The sequence below is a fragment of the Gemmatimonadota bacterium genome, assembly GCA_016720805.1.
Lineage (GTDB): Bacteria > Gemmatimonadota > Gemmatimonadetes > Gemmatimonadales > GWC2-71-9 > Palsa-1233.
Genome location: JADKJZ010000009.1, coordinates 52,235 through 72,423, shown reverse-complemented (window position 1 = coordinate 72,423; position 20,189 = coordinate 52,235). Strand labels below are relative to the sequence as shown.

Annotated in this window: 20 protein-coding genes; 19 read left to right on the top strand and 1 reads right to left on the bottom strand. The window is 70.1% G+C overall.

Annotated features, from left to right (window positions below):
• Positions 1 to 71: 71 nt before the first annotated feature.
• Both IPP98_08835 and IPP98_08830 read left to right on the top strand, forming a co-directional pair.
• The gene (locus IPP98_08835; GenBank protein ID MBL0179214.1) at positions 72 to 971 is read left to right on the top strand and encodes a hypothetical protein; all 900 of its coding nucleotides are present in this window, start codon (positions 72 to 74) and stop codon (positions 969 to 971) included.
• Positions 972 to 1,074: 103 nt separating this feature from the next.
• Complete coding sequence (locus tag IPP98_08830) at positions 1,075 to 2,139, top strand: carboxypeptidase regulatory-like domain-containing protein (GenBank protein MBL0179213.1); 1,065 nt, start codon at positions 1,075 to 1,077, stop codon at positions 2,137 to 2,139.
• Between the two features lie 68 nt (positions 2,140 to 2,207).
• On the opposite strand, the gene rpsT is transcribed toward IPP98_08830, so the two are convergent.
• Complete coding sequence (rpsT, locus tag IPP98_08825; GenBank protein ID MBL0179212.1) at positions 2,208 to 2,468, bottom strand: 30S ribosomal protein S20; 261 nt, start codon at positions 2,466 to 2,468, stop codon at positions 2,208 to 2,210.
• A 205-nt stretch (positions 2,469 to 2,673) separates the two neighbouring features.
• On the opposite strand from rpsT, the gene IPP98_08820 reads away from it, so the two are divergent.
• The 17 genes from IPP98_08820 (at position 2,674) to IPP98_08740 (ending at position 20,182) form a co-directional block, all read left to right on the top strand.
• Positions 2,674 to 3,339, top strand: a complete 666-nt coding sequence (locus IPP98_08820) for a site-2 protease family protein (GenBank protein MBL0179211.1) — start codon at positions 2,674 to 2,676, stop codon at positions 3,337 to 3,339.
• Positions 3,336 to 4,097 (top strand): segregation/condensation protein A, encoded by a 762-nt coding sequence (locus IPP98_08815; GenBank protein ID MBL0179210.1) that lies wholly within the window; start codon positions 3,336 to 3,338, stop codon positions 4,095 to 4,097. Before IPP98_08820 ends, IPP98_08815 begins: the two co-directional genes overlap by 4 nt.
• A gap of 212 nt (positions 4,098 to 4,309) precedes the next feature.
• Complete coding sequence (locus IPP98_08810) at positions 4,310 to 4,654, top strand: SMC-Scp complex subunit ScpB (protein ID MBL0179209.1); 345 nt, start codon at positions 4,310 to 4,312, stop codon at positions 4,652 to 4,654.
• The gene (locus IPP98_08805) at positions 4,651 to 5,388 is read left to right on the top strand and encodes an rRNA pseudouridine synthase (protein MBL0179208.1); all 738 of its coding nucleotides are present in this window, start codon (positions 4,651 to 4,653) and stop codon (positions 5,386 to 5,388) included. The genes IPP98_08810 and IPP98_08805 overlap by 4 nt, the downstream gene beginning before the upstream one ends.
• 63 nt (positions 5,389 to 5,451) lie before the next feature.
• Positions 5,452 to 6,336 (top strand): MoxR family ATPase, encoded by an 885-nt coding sequence (locus IPP98_08800; GenBank protein MBL0179207.1) that lies wholly within the window; start codon positions 5,452 to 5,454, stop codon positions 6,334 to 6,336.
• 1 nt (position 6,337) lies between these two features.
• Positions 6,338 to 7,219: a DUF58 domain-containing protein gene (locus IPP98_08795; protein MBL0179206.1), complete on the top strand. Its 882-nt coding sequence runs from the start codon at positions 6,338 to 6,340 to the stop codon at positions 7,217 to 7,219.
• A 508-nt stretch (positions 7,220 to 7,727) separates the two neighbouring features.
• Positions 7,728 to 8,885 (top strand): VWA domain-containing protein, encoded by a 1,158-nt coding sequence (locus IPP98_08790; protein ID MBL0179205.1) that lies wholly within the window; start codon positions 7,728 to 7,730, stop codon positions 8,883 to 8,885.
• Positions 8,882 to 10,489, top strand: coding sequence for a VWA domain-containing protein (locus tag IPP98_08785; GenBank protein ID MBL0179204.1), 1,608 nt, complete (start codon positions 8,882 to 8,884; stop codon positions 10,487 to 10,489). The genes IPP98_08790 and IPP98_08785 overlap by 4 nt, the downstream gene beginning before the upstream one ends.
• Positions 10,486 to 12,438, top strand: a complete 1,953-nt coding sequence (locus IPP98_08780) for a BatD family protein (GenBank protein ID MBL0179203.1) — start codon at positions 10,486 to 10,488, stop codon at positions 12,436 to 12,438. The genes IPP98_08785 and IPP98_08780 overlap by 4 nt, the downstream gene beginning before the upstream one ends.
• Before the next feature lie 4 nt (positions 12,439 to 12,442).
• Positions 12,443 to 14,176, top strand: coding sequence for a DNA mismatch repair endonuclease MutL (gene mutL / locus IPP98_08775; GenBank protein MBL0179202.1), 1,734 nt, complete (start codon positions 12,443 to 12,445; stop codon positions 14,174 to 14,176).
• A complete protein-coding gene (miaA, locus tag IPP98_08770; protein MBL0179201.1) occupies positions 14,163 to 15,089 on the top strand; it encodes a tRNA (adenosine(37)-N6)-dimethylallyltransferase MiaA in 927 nt (308 codons plus the stop codon). Before mutL ends, miaA begins: the two co-directional genes overlap by 14 nt.
• A complete protein-coding gene (gene bshA / locus IPP98_08765; protein MBL0179200.1) occupies positions 15,086 to 16,216 on the top strand; it encodes an N-acetyl-alpha-D-glucosaminyl L-malate synthase BshA in 1,131 nt (376 codons plus the stop codon). The genes miaA and bshA overlap by 4 nt, the downstream gene beginning before the upstream one ends.
• Entirely contained in the window at positions 16,213 to 17,022 is an 810-nt protein-coding gene (locus tag IPP98_08760; protein ID MBL0179199.1) for an undecaprenyl-diphosphate phosphatase, read from the top strand. The genes bshA and IPP98_08760 overlap by 4 nt, the downstream gene beginning before the upstream one ends.
• A 10-nt stretch (positions 17,023 to 17,032) precedes the next feature.
• Positions 17,033 to 17,734 carry a biotin--[acetyl-CoA-carboxylase] ligase gene (locus IPP98_08755; protein MBL0179198.1) on the top strand — a complete coding sequence of 234 codons (702 nt, stop codon included), beginning with the start codon at positions 17,033 to 17,035 and terminating at the stop codon, positions 17,732 to 17,734.
• Between the two features lie 15 nt (positions 17,735 to 17,749).
• A complete protein-coding gene (locus IPP98_08750) occupies positions 17,750 to 18,529 on the top strand; it encodes a type III pantothenate kinase (GenBank protein ID MBL0179197.1) in 780 nt (259 codons plus the stop codon).
• A complete protein-coding gene (locus IPP98_08745) occupies positions 18,526 to 19,476 on the top strand; it encodes a UbiA family prenyltransferase (GenBank protein MBL0179196.1) in 951 nt (316 codons plus the stop codon). The genes IPP98_08750 and IPP98_08745 overlap by 4 nt, the downstream gene beginning before the upstream one ends.
• Positions 19,477 to 19,552: 76 nt before the next feature.
• Entirely contained in the window at positions 19,553 to 20,182 is a 630-nt protein-coding gene (locus tag IPP98_08740; GenBank protein MBL0179195.1) for a hypothetical protein, read from the top strand.
• The last annotated feature ends 7 nt before the right edge of the window (positions 20,183 to 20,189 follow it).

Sequence of the window (20,189 nt, the reverse complement as noted above, 5' to 3'; positions counted from 1 at the left end):
CCGAGTGTCCCGTTTCCGGAATCCCGGGCCAGCACTAGTTTTCACGAATCACCTGCAACCCCCGGCGCCCCATGACGAAGCAGCCAAACCTTGCCGATGTTGAAGTGCTCCTCGCCGAGCGCGATGCCGTCACGGGGTGGCTCGCGCGGATCGACGCGGCGGGGTCCAGCGTCCCGCCTGCCGTCCGGGATCGCGTGCGCCAGGACTACCAGGGCCGGCTGAACGGCGTGATCGAGCGGCTGCAGGGCCACGGCGACGCCATTGCCGCAAAGCTCGCCGAGGATCGTGCCGAGCAGGAGGCGCATGCCGAGCGGGCCAACGCCGCCAGCGAAGCGCTCGCGGAAGCTCAACTTCGCCACCTGGTCGGCGAATACGATCAGGGGTTCTTCGAGACCGAACGCGATCGACATGCCGCGGACGTCGCCCGGCACGAACAGGCACTCGACGCCGTGGCCGAACGTGCCGGTCGGCTCGAGGAGGTCCTCTCGCTGATCATCGCGCCCGCCCGACACGTCGAGGCGAGTGGCGCCGTCGCGTCAGCCACGTCGATGGGGGTCGAGCCGGTTCGAGAAGCCGCCCCCACCCCGCCGGAGGCCGTGCAGGATGTCGTCAACCTCGACGAAGTCGAGTTGGTCGACGATCAGATCGATGAGCAGCTGCTGGCGATCTTCGACGATCCGGGCGAGTTGACTGAGGAAGCCGTCGAGTTGGTCGATGAAGCCGTTATGCCGGAGGCGCCGCCCGCGTCCGACCGCGGTCCGCTCTCCTTCCGGCCTGGCACAGGGATGCCGCCGGAACAGGAACGGGTCATCCCGTCGTTCGGGATGCCGGCCGAGATCCCCGCGCGTTTCACCCCCGTGGCCGAGCCGGCGCGGTCCGTTCCGACGCCCACCCCCGCTCCCGCTCCGTGTCGCCCCGCCCGATGTTCGACGAGGACATTGTGGTCTCCGGCCCGCCGCCCGAGCCGGTGACAGTCACCTCGGGTCGGACCCTGCGCTGCAGCGAGTGCGGCGCGATGAACACCGCCTCCGAGTGGTACTGCGAGAAGTGCGGGGCGGAATTGAACGTGGGGTGATGAGCCGGCGCCTCGCCCTGCTCGGCGCCCTCCTGATGGGCGCCGCGATCGGATTGCCTGCCCAGGCGATTCGGGGGAAGGTCGTCGAGGCAGGAACTGGTCGCCCGGTGTCCGGGGCGATCGTCGAGGTCCGCGACGCCGATGGCTATCTCACCAAGCGGGTCGTCACGTCGGCGACCGGCGGCTTCCTCGTGCCCCTCTCCACCGGCGGACGCTACCGTTTGACGATGCGCGCGATCGGCTTCCGGCCGGGGACTCGCGACTCGGTCGACGTCGAGCTTGCCGTTCGCACCCTCCCCGACCTGTCGCTCGAGCGACAACTCTTCACGCTGCCGGATGTGGTCAAGTTCGCAGGCGGCAGTTGCGTGAACGCCGGCACGGATCGCGCCGCCTTTGCCGAACTGCTCACGGCCTTCGGCGGCGCGCTCACGGTGGTCGAGCAGGCGGTCGCGCACGGCGAAATTACCTTCGAGACCCAGGTTATCGAGCGCACGGTTCGGGGCGTCACGGCGCGGCAGCGCCGCGCCAATCCGGCCCGCACGCTCGACACCATCGCCGACACGCTGCACCGGCCGATCACCAACTGGCCGGTCCACAGTCTCTCCGTCGACTCGCTGAAGCGCCTTGGCTTCGCGGTCGAGCGGTGGGAAGACGGCCAGGGGAGCTGGACGCTGTACGGCCCGGATCCCACGGTGCTCTTCTCCCCGTGGTTCCTGGAGACCCACTGCTTCTCCATGGACCGACCCACCCCGTCGGCGGATTCCCTGATTCTGCGCTTCGCACCCCGACGGCGCTCCCAGGTGGGAGATATTGCCGGGGAACTCGTGGTCAACGCGACCGACCTGGCGCCGCGTCAGCTCCGATTCCGCTTCGCGTACCTGCCGGCGGCCCTTGCCGGGGTCACTCCCGGAGGCATTGGCGGGGTCCTCGACTTCGATCGCGAGCCGGGAGGGATCTGGTACGTCAACCGGTGGCGGGTCTGGTCGCCCACCTTGTCGGGGCGGCAGCGGGTCGGGGGCACGGAGCTCGAGGGACGTGTGGTGTCGGCTCGGCCCGACCGGTAGGGCCACAACACGAACCCCCGCCGGGCGCGATGCCAGGCGGGGGTTTGCACAACCAGAGGCAGAGCGAACTAGGCCTTGGCGACCTTGTTGGCGGCCTTGGCCAGCCGGCTCTTGGTCCGAGCGGCGGTGTTCCGGTGCACCAGGTTCTTCCGCCCCGCACGGTCGAGCGCGGACTCGGCGCCCTTCAGCGCCTCGGCGGCTTCGGCCGGCGTGGCCGCGGCGCGAACCTTCTTGACCGCCGTGCGCAGGGCGCTCCGCTGGGTCTTGTTCGCGGCGGTGCGGACCTTCGTCTGACGCATGCGCTTCTTGGCGGACTTGATGCGCGGCACGGGCTTCCCCTGAAAATGGCAACTCGGTTCCTGGATCCCGGGCACAGTGGTCGCCCGGCTAGCCTAGCAGAATAGCCGAGGGGCTTCGGGCAGGCAAGGGGAGCGGCCAACCCCGCTTTGACCCAACCCCCCGTCCCGCGCTACCTTACGCCCTCTTCTCCCCAAGGATTGCCCCCTGCTCGGTGACCTGTTCCTCGCCCTTCCGATGCTCCTCTTCGCCCTCGTGGCGCATGAGGTGGCTCACGGCTGGGCGGCGCTCCGGCAGGGCGACGACACGGCCTACAAGCTCGGGCGGCTGACCTTCAATCCGCTCCCCCATATCGACCCGGTGATGACGATCCTGCTGCCGATCGGGCTCTGGATCCTTTCCTCGGGGCAGTTCACCTTCGGTGGCGCCCGGCCGGTGCCGATCACGCCGCGGAATTTCCGGAACTACCGCCGGGGCGACCTGATCGTCTCGAGCGCCGGCGTCGTCACCAACTTCGTGATCGCCCTCGGCTGCGCCCTCCTGTTTGTCGCGCTCGGGGTCATTCATGACCTCCTCGGCGGGGTGGGGACGTCCACCGTCGATGCGGCCCAGCGGATGCTCTCCTGGGGAATGCGGCTCAACCTGATACTGGCGGTCTTCAACCTGATTCCGATTCCGCCGCTTGATGGGTCGCGCATCTTCTACCACGCCCTCCCGCCCGCTCTCGGCGCGCGATACCGACAGCTCGATCGCTTCGGTTTCCTGATCCTCTTCGGCTTTCTCTTCCTGCTGCCCAGCGCGATCACGTGGCTCATGCAGCCGGCGTCGTGGGGCTACTATCAGCTGCTTCACTTTTCTGTCCCCTTCGCCGTCGGCGAGGGGTGGAACATCTTTCAGCGATGACGCTCTCTCTCGGCTCGCTGGCTGACGACGCGGCCCCGGACACGGGCTTCGTCGTCGACCTCGACGGCTTCACCGGCCCGCTCGACCTCCTCCTGCACCTGGTGCGCGAGGAGCAGATCGACATTGCCGACATCCCCGTCGCCCGGATCGCCGACCAGTTCCTGAAGGTGATTCACGCCCTCGGCTTGAATCAGGCGGCGGATTACCTCGAGATGGCCGGTCGGCTGATCCGCCTGAAGGCGCAGCTGCTGTTGCCGCGCCACGGCGACGAAGAGGGATGGGAGGATCCGCGCGCCGAGCTGGTGCGCCGCCTCCTCGAGTACCAGCAGATCAAGGAGATCGCGCTCTGGATGGCGCGGCAGGCCGAGCGGCGCGCGTTGCGCTTCTCGCGCGGCTTCATCCCGCCGCCGCCGGCCTCGTTGCCGCCGCTGCCGATCACGCTCGACCTGCTCGACCTGTTGACCGCCGTCGAGCGCGTCATCATGCAGATTCCGACGCCGCAGATGCACAGCGTCGTGGCCCGGCCGCTCGACGTCGAGTCGGCTGTGGTGCGTATCGAGCTGCTGCTGGCCGATCGTGAGGAGTTCGACTGGCGGGAGGCGTTCGGCCCGCATCCGACCATCGTGGAGGTGCTCTCCACGCTGCTGGCAATCCTGGAACTGGCGAAACGCGGACTGCTCCGCGTGCGTCAGGATCTTCCCTTCGCACCGTTGGTGGTGGCCCGTGAGCTCGCTGAACCCGCTGTCGCAACTGCTTGAGGCCGCGCTCTTCGCGGCGAACCGACCCCTGACCCTCGATGAACTCGAGGGACTGGAGCCGGAGTCCTCTGCCGCCGAGGTCCGCACGGCGCTGGACCAGCTGCGCGAACACTACGACTTCGATGGCCACAGCATCGAAGTGGTCGAGCTGGCCGGGGGCTACCAGATCCTGACGCGCGCCACCTTCGCCGCGGCCGTCGAGCGCGCAGGCGATGCAGCGGCAGCCGCGGCTCTCGGCGGCGACGCTGGAAACGCTCGCGACGATCTCCTACCGCCAGCCGGTCGGGCGCGCCGAGATCGAGGAGATCCGCGGCGTCAATGCCGGCGGCGTCCTCCGCACGCTGCAGGAGCGGGGCCTCATCGAGGTCGTCGGCCGCAGCGAGAGCCTCGGACGGCCGTTGCTGTACGGCACCACGCCGCTCTTCCTTGAGCTGCTCGGATTGAACGACCTCGCCGATCTCCCGCGCGCGGAGGAGCTGACGATCGCCCTCCAGCCGCATCGCGCCGAGCCGTCCCCTGACGAGGCTGGTGCCCTTGCGTCCGTGGAAGAGGGATGAGCACGGAACCGATGCGGTTGCAGCGGTACCTGGCCCGGGCGGGCGTCGCCTCGCGCCGCCAGGCCGAAGTGCTGATCACCGACGGCAAGGTCAAGGTCAACGGGAAGACGGCGTCGCTCGGCAGCTCGGTGACGCCTGGCAAGGACCGGGTCACCGTCGGCCGAAACGTGATCACCCTCGCGGTCAAGCGGTGGATCGCCTTCCACAAGCCGATCGGCGTCGTGACGACGGCCGATGACGAGCAGGGACGCAAGACGGTCTTCGACCTGCTCCCGGACAGCGCTGGCATGACCTACGTCGGCCGACTCGACGTCGCGACGACCGGGTTGCTGCTGTTGACCACCGACGGCGACGCGGTCCATCGGCTGACGCACCCGAAGTACCGCGTCCCGCGCAGCTACATCGCCCTCGTGCATGGCCTCGGCACCGCCGAATTCGAACAGAAGGCGAGCGAGCGCATCACGGTCGACCAGCGCGTCGTGCAGCCCTCGCGCGTACGCGTGCGTGCAGGGAAGGAGGGGCGCAGCGTCCTTGAGGTGACGCTCAGCGAGGGCCGCAACCGGATCGTCCGCCGCTGGGTCGAGGCGATGGGCGGCAAGGTTGATCGACTGGCCCGCGTGGCCTACGGACCGGTCCGGCTTGGCGACCTCGCCCCCGGCGAGTGGCGCCCGCTGACGCCGGCAGAGGAGCGCGGGATCTACCGCGCGATCGGCATGACCCCTGAGGAGGACTGAGTGACCTTTCCGGTACAGGCCGTCCTGGCCGAAGTGCGGAAGCGGGTCGTCGGCCAGGATCTCATGGTCGAGCGGCTCCTGATCGGACTGCTGACCGGCGGGCACGTCTTGCTCGAAGGTGTACCCGGGCTCGCGAAGACGCTGACGGTGCGCACCCTGGCCGACGTGATCCACTCGTCGTTCTCCCGGATCCAGTTCACGCCGGATCTGCTCCCCGCCGACGTCGTCGGCACGATGATTTACGAGGCGCAGCGCTCGGCCTTCACGGTCCGCCAGGGTCCGATCTTCGCGCAGATCGTGCTGGCCGACGAGATCAACCGTGCCCCCGCGAAGGTCCAGTCCGCCCTGCTCGAGGCGATGCAGGAGCGGCAGGTCACCATCGGCGGCAACTCCTACCCGCTGCCCGAGCCGTTCCTCGTCCTCGCCACGCAGAACCCGATCGAGAGCGAAGGGACCTACCCGCTGCCCGAAGCGCAGCTCGACCGCTTCCTCCTCAAGATTCGCGTCGGCTATCCGTCGCGGACCGAGGAGCGCGAGGTGTTGATGCGGATGAGCGCCTCGGGGGCGATCGACGTGCAGCGCCTGGCCGAGCCGGCCCAGGTGATGGCCGCGCGGCATGCCATCGAGGACATTCATCTCGACGCCCGGCTGGCGGACTACATCGTGGATCTGGTGCGCGCGACGCGCGAGCCGGCGACGATCGGTCTCGGAGCGCTGGCACCGATGATCGCCTACGGCGCGTCACCCCGCGCCTCGATCGCGCTGGCCCAGACGGCGCGCGCCCACGCGTTCCTTCGCGGCCGCGACTTCGTGATGCCCGAGGACATTCAGGCCCTCGCCCCCGACGTGATGCGGCATCGCATCGTCCTCACCTTTGATGCCGAGGCCGAGGGCGTGGATACCGACGCGGTGATCCGACAGGTCCTCGCCGCGGTGCCGGTGCCGTGACGTGGCCGGATTCCTCCCGCCCGCGCTGCTGAAGCAGGTCCGCACGCTCGCCCTCCGGGGCCGGCGTGCGACGGAAGCCCTCCTCGGCGGGGAGGTGCGTTCCGTGTTCCGCGGGACCGGGATGGAGTTCACCGATGTGCGTCCGTACGCCGAAGGCGACGACGTCCGGCATCTCGATTGGAACCTCCTCGCCCGAACCGGGCTTCCCTACGTCAAGCTGTACACCGAGACGCGCGAACTCACGCTGCTGCTGGTCGTCGACCGGTCGGCATCGACCGCGGTCGGCGACCCCGAGCCGAAGTCGGCGCGGGCCGTCGAAGTCGCGGCGATGCTCGCGCTGGTGGCGGCGCAGCAGCAGGATCGCGTCGGCCTCCTCGCCTTCGGCGACACGGTGGGGCCAGTCATCCCGCCGGGGCGTGGTCGGCGACACGCGTATGCAATTGTGAAGCGACTCTTCGCGCTCGAGACCCAGTCTGGCGAGACGGATCTGGCCGGGGCCATCCGCGCTGCCGGCGCGCTGCTCCGTCGCCGGGCCATGGTCGTGATTGTGTCCGACTTCCTGGCGCCGGGTTGGGAGGCGCCACTCAAGGGACTCTCGGCACGCCACGAGGTCACCGCGATCGCACTCGACGATGCTCGCGAGACGGCGCTGCCGACCGGGGGCTGGGTGCAGCTCGTCGGCGCCGAGCGTGGCGGCACGGTCCTCTTCGACAGCGGCGACGCCACCACCCGGAAGCGGGCGGAGGCGATGGCGCAGCGGCAGCGGATGCGCCGCAGTGCGGCCCTCTCGGCGGCCGGCGTGCGCGAAGTCGTGATCCGGACCGATGGCGAATACCTGCCCGTGCTGCGCGCCGCCTTCGGCCGGCAGGGACGGCGGCGATGAGGCAGGAGCCACGTCGCCTCACGGTTGGTGATACCACGACCATCGTGCAGCGGGTCGCGGTCCCCGCGGGCGCGCTCGTCCAGCCGCAGGCGCCGACGGACACGACCCTGGCGACGCTGCTCGGTCCGGCCAGCGTCACGCGCGAAGGCGATTCGGTGCGCATCGCCTATCGGGTGACAGTGTGGGCTCCCGGGCAGAACACCCTCACCATCCCGGGCGCCATCGTGGTGCGGCTCGATGGCCGGATCGACACGCTGCCCGATGCGCGCGTGCCACTCAACATCGCGTCGGTGCTGCCGACGGGCCGACCGGCGGCGCAGGTGGCGCCCAAGCAGGCGCGCCCATGGGTCGCCCGCGCCGACCGCACCTTCCTCCCCTGGGCCATTGCCATCCCACTGCTGCTGGTGGTCGGACTGCTGGCGTGGTGGCACCGTCGTCGTCGAGGCCCCAAGGCCCCGGTGATGGCCGCGCCCACCGTGCCTCCCGTCGACGCGGCGCGGCTTGCCGGATGGATCGCTGCCGGGGAGAGTCGACTCGCCGTGCTGCATCTCGAAGCGGCATTGCGCGATCGCCCCGAGGCGGCCGAGTGGTGTGCTGCGGTGGCGACGCTGCGCTACGCTCCCGAAGCGGATGGCGATCTGCACGCCTTGGCCGCGTCAGGGATGACGCTGCTCATCGGGCAGGCCCCGTGATCGGCGTGACCCGACCGCTCGTGCTCCTGCTGCTGCTTGCCCTGCCGTGGTGGTGGTGGCGACGGACTCGGCTGCGGCCTGCCGCCGCCCTCGTCTCCGATCTGGCCCCGTTCCTGGTGCCGGCGCGCGGCAAGTGGCGGCTCTGGCTGCCGCCACTCTTCCGCAGCCTGGCCTGCCTTGCGCTGGTGATCGCGGCGGCCGGTCCCTACCGCCGCGGCGATCGCACCGTCATCAACGCGGAAGGGCTCGCCATCGTGCTGGCGATCGACGTCTCCAGTTCGATGCTCGCGGAGGATTTTGCGCCGGCGAACCGACTGGAAGTGGCCAAGCGTCAGGCGACGGCATTCGTGCGCGGGCGCTCCGCCGATCGCATCGGCCTGGTGACCTTCGCGGGTGAGGCGCTCACCCAGGTGCCGGTCACGGTCGACTACGCCACACTCGAGCAGGCGATCGGCAACCTCGAGGTCGGACTGCTCGAGGATGGCACCGCCATCGGCTCCGGCCTGGCGACGGCGGTGGCGCGACTCCGCAAGTTGCCCGGCAAGGAGAAGGTGATCCTCCTCCTCACCGACGGCGAAAACAATCGTGGCATCATCGATCCCCGCACCGCCGCGAAGACCGCGCAGGCGTTCGGCATCAAGGTCTACACGGTCGGCGTCGGGACCGAGGGCGAGGCCCGCATTCCCACCGGGCGCGGCCTGAACGGTTTCCGCTACGAAGTGCTGCCGGTCAAGATCGACGAAGCGCTGCTCACCGAGATCGCCAAGGAAACCGGTGGGCAGTACTTCCGCGCCAAGGACGCCGCGTCGCTGGGCCGCATCTTCAAGCAGATCGACCAGCTCGAGCGGACGCCCGTCGACGTGGTCCGCTACACCCGGCGTGACGAGCGCACGCGACCGTTCCTGGCGCTCGGACTTGCCTTCCTCGCGATCGAATTGCTGTTGAGCGGTACCATCGCGGTGCGTGTCCCGTGAGATTCGAACTGCCGAGGTGGTTGTTGGTGGTGCCGTTCGCCGTGCTGCTGGTGGCGGCGGCCGCTTGGCAGGCCCGACGGCGTCGGCTTCGCGCCGCGGCGGGATGGTCGGCACAACTCGGCCGTCAGGCCGCCGCGATGGGCCGCCACTCGATGCTCCTGCTGGGATTGATCGCCTTGGTGGCGGCCGTCGGGCTCGCGGGGCCGCGATGGGGCCGGGCCTCGCAGGCCACGGAATCGCGCGCACTCAACGTGGTGGTCGTGATGGACATCTCGCGCTCGATGCTGGCGCAGGACGTCAAACCCGACCGGCTGACGCGCGCGGTGGGCATCGCTCGGCGATTGGTCCAGGACCTCGAAGGCGACCGACTCGCGCTGGTCGCCTTTGCGGCGCGCGGCTATTTGCTGTCGCCGCTGACACTCGACCAGAGTGCGCTCGCGCTCCAGCTGGATGCCCTCGATCCGGAAGTTGCCAGCGAAGGGGGCTCGGGGCTCGGCGCCGCCATCAGTCAGGCCGCCGACGTCTTGAAGGCCGCGACCCAGGGAGGCGACAAGGCGGTGGTGGTCTTCAGCGACGGCGAGTCGTTCGAGGGCGCCGAGGCACTGACCTCGGTGGGTGAATCGCTGCAACGCGCCGGCATCACGCTCGTCCTGGTGCCGGTGGGAGGCTCGACCGGTGCACGCATCCCCGATCCGGATGGGACCTGGCACAAGGATGCCGACGGCCAGGAAGTGATCACGGTGCGCCGCGATGACCTGTTGAAAGCGGCCGCGGCAGGCGCGCGCGGCATCGTCGTCCCGGCGGATGCCCCGGATCCGTCGGGCGAGGTGCGTCGGGTCCTCGATCGACTCGCCCGCGCGCCCGCCGAGGACCGCAGCGCCGACGACCTCATTCCGCGCGCGTGGCTCTTCGCCCTGGTCGCCGCGGTGGGACTCCTGGCGCACACGTTGACCCGGCGCAGTGCGGCGCTCGTCGGAGTGCTGCTCGCCGTGGCCGTCGGCAGCGCAAGCGCCCAGCGCCCGTCGGCAGGTGGTCGATTGTTGCAGCGTGGCGATACGGCGAAGGCGCGCGAAGCATTCACCGCCGAGGCAAAGCGACTCGGGACCGACTCGGCGTGGTTCAATGCCGGCACGGCGGCGCTCGTGGCGGGCGACATGGTCGCGGCGCAAGACGCGTTGCAGCGAGCCTCGCTCTCGCTCGATCCCGATCTTCGACGGCGGGCGCTCTACAACCTCGGAACGGCGTACCTGACGCGTGCCCGCCGCGAGACCAAGGGCCGTGATTCACTGCTCGTCGCCGCGAGCCGGCAGTTGCAGTCCGCCTTGCAGCTCGCGCCCGGTGACGCCGATGCAAAGTTCAACTACGAGCTGGCGCGGCGCTTGATGCCGCCGCCGCCACCGCCCCAGAGCGGCGGTGGGGGCGACTCCAAGAAGCCACCGCCGAAGCCCCAGCAACCGCAACAAGCGCCGCCCACGCCTGGCGGCATGAGCAAGGCCGACGCCGAGCAGGTGCTCTCCGCGATGGAGCGCGCCGAGCGGGAGACGCGCATGGCCCAGGCGAAGCGGCAACGGCGCGGCCAACCGCCGCTGGGACCCGACTGGTGATCGCGCTCGCGCTCCTGGCCGCACTCGTCGCGCAGGATACCACGGCGCTCTCGCCGCGTGCGCGCGACATGCTTGGCCGCTTTCCGCTGCCGGCGGCCGCGGGTGGCGTGTCGATCGCCGTCCGCTTCTCGAAGGACACCGCGTGGGTGGGCGAGCAGGTGGAGCTGGTGACGGCAGCGTGGTTCCCGCGCGAGCTGCGTGATCGGTTGCGCCGGCCGCCGACGCTGCGCGGTCCGTCGCTCAGTGGGCTCTGGAGCGTGCAGTCGCAGTCCCTGCCGATCCTCGTCGAGACGCGTCGCGCCCGCGGCGAAGTCTACGATCTCTTCGTGATGCACCAGACGATTTTCCCGCTCGGCCCGGGGCGCATCGTCTCGCCACCGGCCTTGCTCTCCTACGCCGTACCGGCCTCGGCGTCCTATTTCGCGCCGGAAGAACGCAAGAGCCTCACCTCGCGTACTGCCACGCTGCAGGTGCGGCCGATTCCGGCGGCCGTGGCCACCATGGTCGCCGGCGGGCCGACGACACGGAACCTGCGCCTGGTCTGGCGCGGCCCGCCCGAGGGACTGCATGCCGGCACGCCGGCGCTGGTGGAGCTCGTCGCGAACGGGACCGGCAACGTCACCCTCTGGCCGACGCCGAGCATCGCCTGGCCCAGCGGCCTGCGCGTCTATCCTGAGCGAACCGAAGAGACCACCACGATCATCGCCGGTGATCGCGGCGGCGAGAAACGATTCCGATTCACGATCGTCGCTGACAGTGAAGGGGTCGTCACGCTGCCGGCGGTGCGGTACCCGACGTTCGACCCCAGCACCGTCAGTGCTCGGGTCGTTGCGGCGTCGGCATTTGCACTGCCGGTCTTCACGAGCCCCGGCCGAACTGGCGACCGAACGCCGCTCGCCGTCACGGGCCAGGAGGAGATCCCGCTGGCGACGCGGCTCGTGCGCACCACGACTGCGATGTGGGTCGCGCTGCTCACGCCGGGCGTGCTCCTGGCCCTCTGGTGGCGGCGACGGCGTCCGCGGCGCGCCATCGCCATCGTGCAGCCGGTCGGCGATCCGGAGCGCGAGTTGTATCGCCTGCTCGGGACACCGATCGAGGCGAGCTCGGACCGCGTCGTCGCCGCGCTCCGCCATCGGGGTGTCCCGCGCCCCGAGGCCGAGCAGGTGCGTCGCTGGCTCGCGGCCACGGGCCGGCGACGCTACGGGCCCGTTGGGGGATCGACGCCAGAGCCGCCGGCAGCCGTCTCGGCGGTGCTCAGCAGGCTTCGGCGCGCCACCACCCTGTTGGTGCTGTGCTGCGTCGTCACCGCCCCGCTCGCGGGGCAGGCCACCGATCCAGTCAGCCGGTACCGGGCAGGGGACTTCCGCGGTGCCGCACGCCTCTTTGAGGCGCAAACGATTGCCGATCCCCGCGCCGCCGGGAGCTGGCGTGACCTGGGCTCGGCGCGGTGGCAGGCGGGCGATGACGTCGGCGCGGTGGCCGCCTGGTGGCGGGCCCTCTCGCTCGCCCCACGCGATCGGCTGGCACGACAGGCGTGGCGCGACGCGAGTACGCTCCCCGCCAGCATGCAAAGGCTGGTGCCCACGATTCCGATTTCGCGAGACGAGTGCGTGCTCCTCGCCGTGCTTGGGCTGGGGACGGCGTGGCTCCTCCATCGGTTCGGCCACCGGCGTCAGGCCGCCCGAGTGGTGCTGCTCATGGCCCTCGGCTGCGGCGCACTGGGCCTTTTCCGCTGGCGTCGGGAAGTGGCACCGGTGGCGCTGGTGCGCGAGGCGATCGCCCTGCGAGTCTCCCCGCATCCGGCGGCCCCGGTACTCGCGCAGGCCTCGGCCTGGGCGTTGGTGGAGGTGGAGCGGCGTGACGGGAAATGGCTGCTGGTGGCGACCCCGGAGGGAGGGCGTGGGTGGCTCCCCGAAGAGGCGATCGCGCCACTGGCGACGCTAGATTGAGGGGATGAGCATCGGCACGACGCGACGCATCGCCCTCCTCCCCGACGCCGTCGCGAATCAGATCGCGGCCGGCGAGGTGGTGGAGCGTCCCGCGTCGGTGGTGAAGGAACTGGTCGAGAACGCCCTCGACGCCGAGGCGCGGCACATTCGCGTCGCGGTCGAGAATGGCGGGAAGACCGTGATCGAAGTGGCCGACGACGGCACCGGCATGTCGCGCGACGATGCGCTCCTGGCCCTCGATCGCCACGCCACGTCGAAGATTCGCTCCCCCGAGGATCTGGTCGGCATTGCCACCTTCGGCTTCCGCGGGGAGGCGATTCCCGCGATTGCGTCCGTCAGCCGATTTGCGTTGCACACGGCGACCGCGGATGGTGATGGCGTCGAGGTCACGGTGAACGGTGGTCGGGTGGACCAACTCCGCGAGCAGCCCCGGCAGCGCGGCACCACCGTGACCGCCCGCACGATCTTCTACAACACCCCGGCGCGCCGGAAATTTCTCCGCTCCGCGGCGAGTGAATCGCGGGCGGTCTGGGATACGGTGGCGACGCTGGCCCTGGCCCATCCCGACGTCGGCTTCGAATTGATGCTCGATGGTCGGCCGCGGTTGATCGTCCCCGCGGCGCAGGCGCGCGAGGAGCGACTGGCGGCGGTGTGGGGGGCGGAGCTGGCCCGGACGCTGCTGCCGGTCAGCTATGCCGTTGGTGGTGTGCGCGTGGAGGGGTTCACGCAGCGGCCTGCCGATGCGCAGCCCACCGGCAGACGCACCCAGCTTTTCGTCAACGGCCGACCGTTCCGCGACCATTTCCTCGTCCGCGCCGCAGAAGCCGGCTATCGCTCCGCGATTCATCCGGGCGACCGGCCCTCGCTCTTCCTCGACATCGGCGTCGATCCCGCCGAAGTGGACGTGAACGTCCATCCGGCCAAGCTGGAGGTTCGCTTTCGCGACCGGATCGGCGTCGAACGCGCGGTCGAGGAGGCGGTGCGCGACGCCTTGCAGGCGTTGGGAGCGTCCGCGCAGCTCGGCGAGGCACCCCTCCCTGGTGCCCTCCCGGCACCGCGTCCCATGGGGGTGCCGACGTTCGACGCGTCGCCGGCGGATCTCTTCGCGCCGCTCACCGGCGATGATGTCACGGTGGAGGCTTCGCCACGACACGCCGAGACGATCGGGTGGCACGCACCGTTGCTGCAACTGGCCGATACCTACCTCTGCTACGAGTCACCCGAGGGATTGGTCATCGTCGATCAGCACTCGGCGCACGAGCGGGTCCTGTACGAAGAGGTGCTGGAGCAGTTGCAGGGGACGGGGATGCCCTCGCAGCGACTGCTGCTCCCGATCACCATCGAACTGACGGATGAGGAACTCGACGTGGTCGCCAGTCACGACGACGTGCTCCGCCGGATCGGTTTCGAGGTGGAGCCCTTCGGTGGGCGCGCGGTGGCCGTGCACGGCGTGCCCAACCCGCACCCGCGCTTCGATGCGGTGGCCTGCTTTCGGGAGATGGTGGCCGACCTGGCCCGCGGTCGCTTCGGCGGCTGGGCCAACCGCCTCGAGCGCTTTGCCGCCACCTACGCCTGCCGCGCCGCGGTGAAGGCCGGGCAGCGGCTGGACGACCGCTCGATGCGCGAGCTGCTCATCCGCCTCTTCGCCTGCGAGTTGCCGCCGCACGACGTGCACGGCCGCTCGACGATCGTGCAACTGCCGCGCGAAGAATTGGAGCGACGCTTTGGTCGACGCTAGGACGCCGATTCTCGTGGGGCCGACGGGCGTCGGCAAGACGGCCATCGCCCTCGCGCTCGCCGCCCACTGGCCGCTCGAGGTCATCTCCGCCGACTCGCGCCAGATCTATCGGGGTCTCGACATCGCCACGGCGAAGGCCACGCGCAAGGAACGCGATCGCGTCCCGCACCACCTGGTCGACGTGGTGCGTCCCGGTGAACGGTACAGTGCCGGACGCTTTGCGCTCGAGGCGGCGACGGCGATCGAGACGGTCCGGGAGCATGGCAAACTCCCGGTGGTCGTTGGCGGCACCGGGCTCTACGTGCGTGCGCTGGTGGATGGGCTCTTCGCCGAACCGTCGATCGATCCGCGCGCCCGCGAGGCACTCGCGCATGCGATCGATCGGATGGACAACGCCACCCTGGTGCGCTGGGCCGGGCGGCTCGATCGCGGCTATCGTGGGGAAGGGGGGCGGCATCGCGCGGCCCGGGCGATCGAGATCGCCCTCCTCACCGGGCAACCGCTGTCGTGGTGGCAGGCCGCGGCGAAGGCGCAGGGCGTCGTGACGCCGTGGACGGTGCGGCTCACCGCCCCGCGCCATCTCCTCCACCAGCGCATCCTGGCGCGCACGACGGCGATGCTGGAGCGGGGTCTGCTCGAGGAGGTCGCGGCGGCGTTGGCCGATGGCGCGCCGATCGAGGGCCCCGGGATGGATGGCATCGGCGTGCGGGAGGCCGTGGCCGTCCTGCAGGGTCGCCTGCCACGCGACCTCCTGATTTCGTCGATCGCCACCGCGACACGCCAGTACGCCAAGCGGCAGGAAACGTGGTTCCGTCATCAACTTCGCGGCGACGTCCTGGTGCTGGACGCCACCCGTCCCCCCGAGCAGCTCGCCGCCACCATCGCGGCAGCGTGGGAGCAGCAGTCCGCATGAAGATCGGCATCACCTGCTATCCGACCTACGGCGGTTCCGGCGCCGTGGCGACCGAACTCGGCCTCGACCTGGCCCGTCGCGGCCACGAAGTGCACTTCATCACCTACGATTCGCCGTTCCGGCTGCGTGGGTACGTCGAGCGCGCCTATTTCCACGAAGTCGATACGGCGATGAGCCGCTATCCGCTCTTCGAGCACTACCCCTACACGCTGGCGCTCGCGTCGCGCCAGTATGAAGTGGCCCTGCAGGAGAACCTGGACCTGTTGCATGTGCACTACGCGATCCCGCATGCCACGACCGCCTTTCTCGCCCGCGAGATGCTGCGCGGCGAACGCGACCTCAAGGTGATCACCACGCTCCACGGGACCGACATCACGCTGGTGGGGCAGGAGGCGTCCTTTTACGCCATCACCAAGTTCTCGATCGAGCGCTCCGATCGCGTCACCGCCGTCTCGGAGTTCCTGCGCGACGAGACCTACCGCGCGTTCGGCTGCGTCTCGTGCGACCTCGATGTCATCCCGAATTTCATCAACCTGCTGGAGTACCGCCCCGAGGCCGCGGCCTCGCGCGAGTCGCTGGCACCGGGCGATGAACGGTTGCTGCTGCATGTTTCCAACTTCCGCGAAGTGAAGCGGGTCAAGGACGTCGTCCGGATCTTCGCGCGGGTGCGCAAGGCGATGCCGGCGACGCTGCTCATGGTGGGTGATGGTCCCGATCGTGCCGACGCCGAGCACGAGGCGCGGGAACTCGGCATCGCCGCCGACGTCCGCTTCCTCGGTCGACTCGACACCGTCGCGCCGCTGCTGGCCGCCGCCGACCTCTTTCTCCTGCCGTCGCAGACCGAGTCCTTCGGCCTCGCCGCGCTCGAGGCGATGGCCTGCGGCACGCCGGTCGTCGCGGCGCGCACCGGCGGGTTGCCCGAGGTGATCACCGACGGGGTCGACGGCATTCTCGAACCGGCGGGATCCGTCGAGGCGATGGCGCGCCGCGCGATTGACCTGCTGAAGGATCCCGTGCGCTACGCCAAGGTCCGCGACGCCGCCTTGGCGCGCGCCGCGACCTTCTCCTCGGACATCGTGGTGCCGCAGTACGAGGCACTCTACGATCGCGTGCTGGCGGGACGATGACCCTCGGTCCGTTGCTGATCGCCGTGATCCTCGGCCTCGTCGAGGGGATCACCGAATTCCTCCCGGTGTCGTCCACCGGGCACCTCATCGTGGTCGGCGACGTGCTGCACTACACCGGCGAACGCGCGGCCACCTTCGAGGTCGTGATCCAGGTCGGTGCCATTCTCGCCGTCATCTGGCACTACCGCGCCACGTTGCGCTCCCTCATCACACGAATGATGCGCGTCGGTCCCGAACGCAACCTCGTGGCGAAGCTGCTCCTCGGCTTCGTCCCGGCTGCGGTGGCCGGCGTGCTCCTCATCCACTGGATCAAGGCGCATCTCTTCTCGCCGACGGTGGTGGCGTGGGCGCTCGTCGTGGGCGGCGTCGTGATGTTGTTGCTGGAGTGGCGGCGCCCAACCGTGACGGCGCCGACGCTCGCCGAGGTGACGCCGCGGCAGGCGCTCGGCATCGGCTTCGCGCAGGTGCTGGCCATCATCCCCGGCACGTCGCGCGCGGCGACCACCATTCTCGGCGGCTATGCCTTCGGACTCTCGCGCGCCGCGGCCACCGAGTTCTCGTTCCTCCTCGCGATTCCGACCATCATCGGTGCCGCGACCCTCGACCTCGCCAAGAGCTGGCAGCTCTTCACGATGGCCGATGCGCCGATGTTCGCCGTGGGATTGGTGGTGTCCTTCGTTTCGGCGCTGGTGGTGATCCGCGGCTTTCTCCGCTACGTCGAACGGCACAGCTTCACGGTCTTTGCCTGGTATCGGATCGTCTTCGGCCTGGGATTGCTGCTCTTCCTCGCGCGCCGCGGCGGGTGAGCGGTCGGCAATGCTGACACGTCTTGCCTCCGTCGACAGCACGATGGAACTGGCCCACGCCGCCGCCCTCGCGGGTGCGCCGCATGGCACCGCCTTCGTTGCCGAACGACAGCACCTGGCCCGTGGCTCGCGCGGCCGCCCGTGGGATTCGGAGCGCGGGGGCCTCTGGCTCTCGGTCATCGCCCGTCCCGCTCGTGCCGACGCCTTCGCGGCGCTGTCGCTCCGGGTGGGATTGGCCATCGCCGAGGCGATCGAGGGCACCTGGCCGGCAATGCCGACGTTGCAGGTCAAGTGGCCCAACGACCTGCAGGCCGAGGGGCGCAAGGTGGCTGGCATCCTCTGCGAAGCGTCGTGGTCCGGCGCCGAGTGTCGCTGGGTCGTCGTCGGTGTCGGCGTGAATGTCTGCAATCCGTTGCCGGCGGCGCTGATTGGGCAGGCGGCGCGCTGTGACGAGTGGGTGCCGGGTGCCGATCCAGCTGCGCTGCTCGAACGCGTCCTGCCAGCGGTGACTCGGGTGTCGGGGTACGCCGGGCCGCTGACAGATCCCGAGTTGGCGGCCTTCCTCCGGCGCGACGCGCTGGCCGGACGCCGCGTGCGGGCACCGGTCGCCGGTGTGGTGATCGGCATCGCCGCCGATGGTTCCCTGCTGGTCCGCGATCCGGGGGGGCAGGCCCGCCCCGTCCTCGCCGGGCTGGTCCTCGATCCCGCCTGACGCGAGATTCCATTCATGCTGCTTGCGCTCGATATCGGCAACACTGAAGTCACCGTCGGTCTCTTCAGCGGTCGCGCCCTCCTCGGCCAGTGGCGGCTGACCACCGTCGCGGACCGCACCCCGGACGAGTGGGCGATGGCGCTCGATGCCTGCCTCCGACGCACCGGACACGGTCCGACCGACGTCAGCGCGGCCTGTCTCGCGTCGGTGGCGCCGGCGGTCACCTCGCCGTTGGTCGGCGCCATTCTCGCGACCTACACCGATCGCGTCGGACTCGTCGAGGCGAAGGCGAAGCTCCCCGTCATTCTCGATGTCGACGAACCGCTCGCCGTCGGACCGGATCGCATCGCCAATGTCTTGGCCGCCTTGGACCGTCATCCGGGCGACAGCATCGTCGTCGATTTCGGCACCGCGACCACCTTCGACTGCGTCACCGCCGATCGTCGATTCATCGGCGGCTCCATCATGCCCGGCCTGCGGACATCGGCGGAGCAGCTGGTGCGGAAGGCAGCCAAGCTCACGGCCACGGAGCTCGTCCCGCCGGTCCGCGCGATCGGGCGCCGCACCGACGAGCACATCCGCGGCGGCGTGCTCTTCGGGACCGCCGACGCGGTCGACGGGATGATCCGCCGGATCCGCGCCGAGTGGCCCACGCCGACGACGCCGCAGGTCATCGCGACCGGCGGACTCGCCTCGCTGGTGGCCCCGCTGACCACGTCGATCGGTCGGGTCGAGCCCGACCTCACGCTCCACGGCATCCTCGTGGCAGCCGACGCGCTGGGATTGCTCGCGTGAGTCTGGCAGGTCGGCGAGGCACCGCGGCGGACGATCCGTTGACCGCGACGCCGGCGCGCCGCGCGGCGGGGCGCGTCCTCGGCCCGCTGCTCCCCTACGTGCTCCACCTGCGCCCGGCCGAGTGGCCGATCATGGCGGCGCACACGGCGCTCGGATGGTTGCTCGCCACGGGCTTCACGGCACCTGATCGACTCGCGACCGTGGGGCTGCTGGCGTGGGTCGTGGCACTCAACGGCGGCACCCTGGCGCTCAATTCCGCCTTCGACCGCGACGACGACGACGTCGCGTACCTCCGGCAGCCGCCGCCTGTCCCTGCCGGGCTCGCCGTGGTCGCGATGGCGCTCATGCTGGCCGGCGCCCTCGCCACCTGGGGGGCGCCGACGGGGTTCCGGTGGGCCTACCTGGTCTGCCTGGTCATGTCGGTCCTCTATTCGGTGCCGCCGATCCGCCTGAAGGCCGTGGGTGGGGTCGACTGGCTGATCAACCTGGTCGGCTTCGGCGCCATCTCCCCCTATGCCGGATGGGCGTTATCCGGGCGGCCGCTGACCCCGGTGGCGTCGATCATCTTTGTGGCATTCGGCGCACTCTTCGCCGCGTTCTATCCGCTCACCCAACTCTACCAGATGGATGTCGACCGGGAGCGGGGCGATCGGACCCTGGCCCTCCGTCTCGGCGTCGGCCGCTCCCTGGTCGTGGCACTCCTCGGCGTGGGCATCACGTTCGGGATGCTCGCCGGGGCCGCCTGGGCCTCCGGGTGGGGCGGGCGCGAGGCATTACTCCGCTGGGGGCTCCTGGGGCTCGCCGGGACGGCATGGATCGTCGTGCTCGGTCCGTGGTATCTCAGGGGGCGGGGGTGGAGTACCACGGAGCACCAGCGCGGCATGTATCACGCCCTCGCGGCGTGGGCATTGACCGACATTGCCGTGCTCCTGGCCTGGGCGTTGTAACGGCGTCCCCCTTGGCTCGGCCCTGCCAGCGCCGCTATTTTCGACCCGGTCTGGACACCCTCCCGGAGATTGATTGATGGCCACCGCCGTTTCGCTCGATCACAGCAGCGACTCCACCGACGTTTCGAACATCGTCCGCGCCTCCCTCGTCCTCGGCGTGGTGCAGTCGGTCTGCGTCTTCGCCGTGTCGCTGATCAACAGGGCGCTCACCGGAACGGCCGACCATGCGCTCACCGGTGTGGTGGTCGCGATCGGCACGGTCGTCACCATGATCTATCCGGCGACGCGCACGCGCCCTCGTACGATCGAAGGGATTGCCGGCGCGGCGGGTATCGGCCTTGGCGCCGCGCTGGCGTTCCTGATCATCGACGTGGCCGTCCTGCAGCCGCTGGGGACCTACACCAATCGCTGGCACGAAATCGGTGGCGGGTCGAATTGGTGGTACCACCCGACGTGGTGGATGGTGGGTTGCTACCTCTCCTGGATGGGTGCGTGGATTCTCGCGAATCAGGCAAACAAGAACGGGACCTCCTCCATCGGCGGCGCCATCGGCTTGGTGGCGGTGTTGACGGCCGTGTGCGGGGCCGCCGCGGCGGCGCTCCACTTCCCGGGCGCCTCGTTCAACGTGCCGACCTTCGCCATCGCCGTCCTGCCCGCCGTGACGCTCGCCACCTGGATCAGCGGCTTCGGCGCCTCGAAGCGCTGACGGAACG

Excerpts from the sequence above, each read along its gene's own strand:
- IPP98_08835 (MBL0179214.1), top strand. The coding sequence starts at position 72 with ATGACGAAGCAGCCAAACCTTGCCGATGTTGAAGTGCTCCTCGCCGAG.
- IPP98_08830 (MBL0179213.1), top strand. The coding sequence starts at position 1,075 with ATGAGCCGGCGCCTCGCCCTGCTCGGCGCCCTCCTGATGGGCGCCGCG.
- IPP98_08820 (MBL0179211.1), top strand. The coding sequence starts at position 2,674 with ATGCTCCTCTTCGCCCTCGTGGCGCATGAGGTGGCTCACGGCTGGGCG.
- IPP98_08815 (MBL0179210.1), top strand. The coding sequence starts at position 3,336 with ATGACGCTCTCTCTCGGCTCGCTGGCTGACGACGCGGCCCCGGACACG.
- IPP98_08810 (MBL0179209.1), top strand. The coding sequence starts at position 4,310 with ATGCAGCGGCAGCCGCGGCTCTCGGCGGCGACGCTGGAAACGCTCGCG.
- IPP98_08805 (MBL0179208.1), top strand. The coding sequence starts at position 4,651 with ATGAGCACGGAACCGATGCGGTTGCAGCGGTACCTGGCCCGGGCGGGC.
- IPP98_08800 (MBL0179207.1), top strand. The coding sequence starts at position 5,452 with ATGGTCGAGCGGCTCCTGATCGGACTGCTGACCGGCGGGCACGTCTTG.
- IPP98_08790 (MBL0179205.1), top strand. The coding sequence starts at position 7,728 with ATGGATCGCTGCCGGGGAGAGTCGACTCGCCGTGCTGCATCTCGAAGC.
- mutL (MBL0179202.1), top strand. The coding sequence starts at position 12,443 with ATGAGCATCGGCACGACGCGACGCATCGCCCTCCTCCCCGACGCCGTC.
- bshA (MBL0179200.1), top strand. The coding sequence starts at position 15,086 with ATGAAGATCGGCATCACCTGCTATCCGACCTACGGCGGTTCCGGCGCC.
- IPP98_08760 (MBL0179199.1), top strand. The coding sequence starts at position 16,213 with ATGACCCTCGGTCCGTTGCTGATCGCCGTGATCCTCGGCCTCGTCGAG.
- IPP98_08755 (MBL0179198.1), top strand. The coding sequence starts at position 17,033 with ATGCTGACACGTCTTGCCTCCGTCGACAGCACGATGGAACTGGCCCAC.
- IPP98_08750 (MBL0179197.1), top strand. The coding sequence starts at position 17,750 with ATGCTGCTTGCGCTCGATATCGGCAACACTGAAGTCACCGTCGGTCTC.
- IPP98_08740 (MBL0179195.1), top strand. The coding sequence starts at position 19,553 with ATGGCCACCGCCGTTTCGCTCGATCACAGCAGCGACTCCACCGACGTT.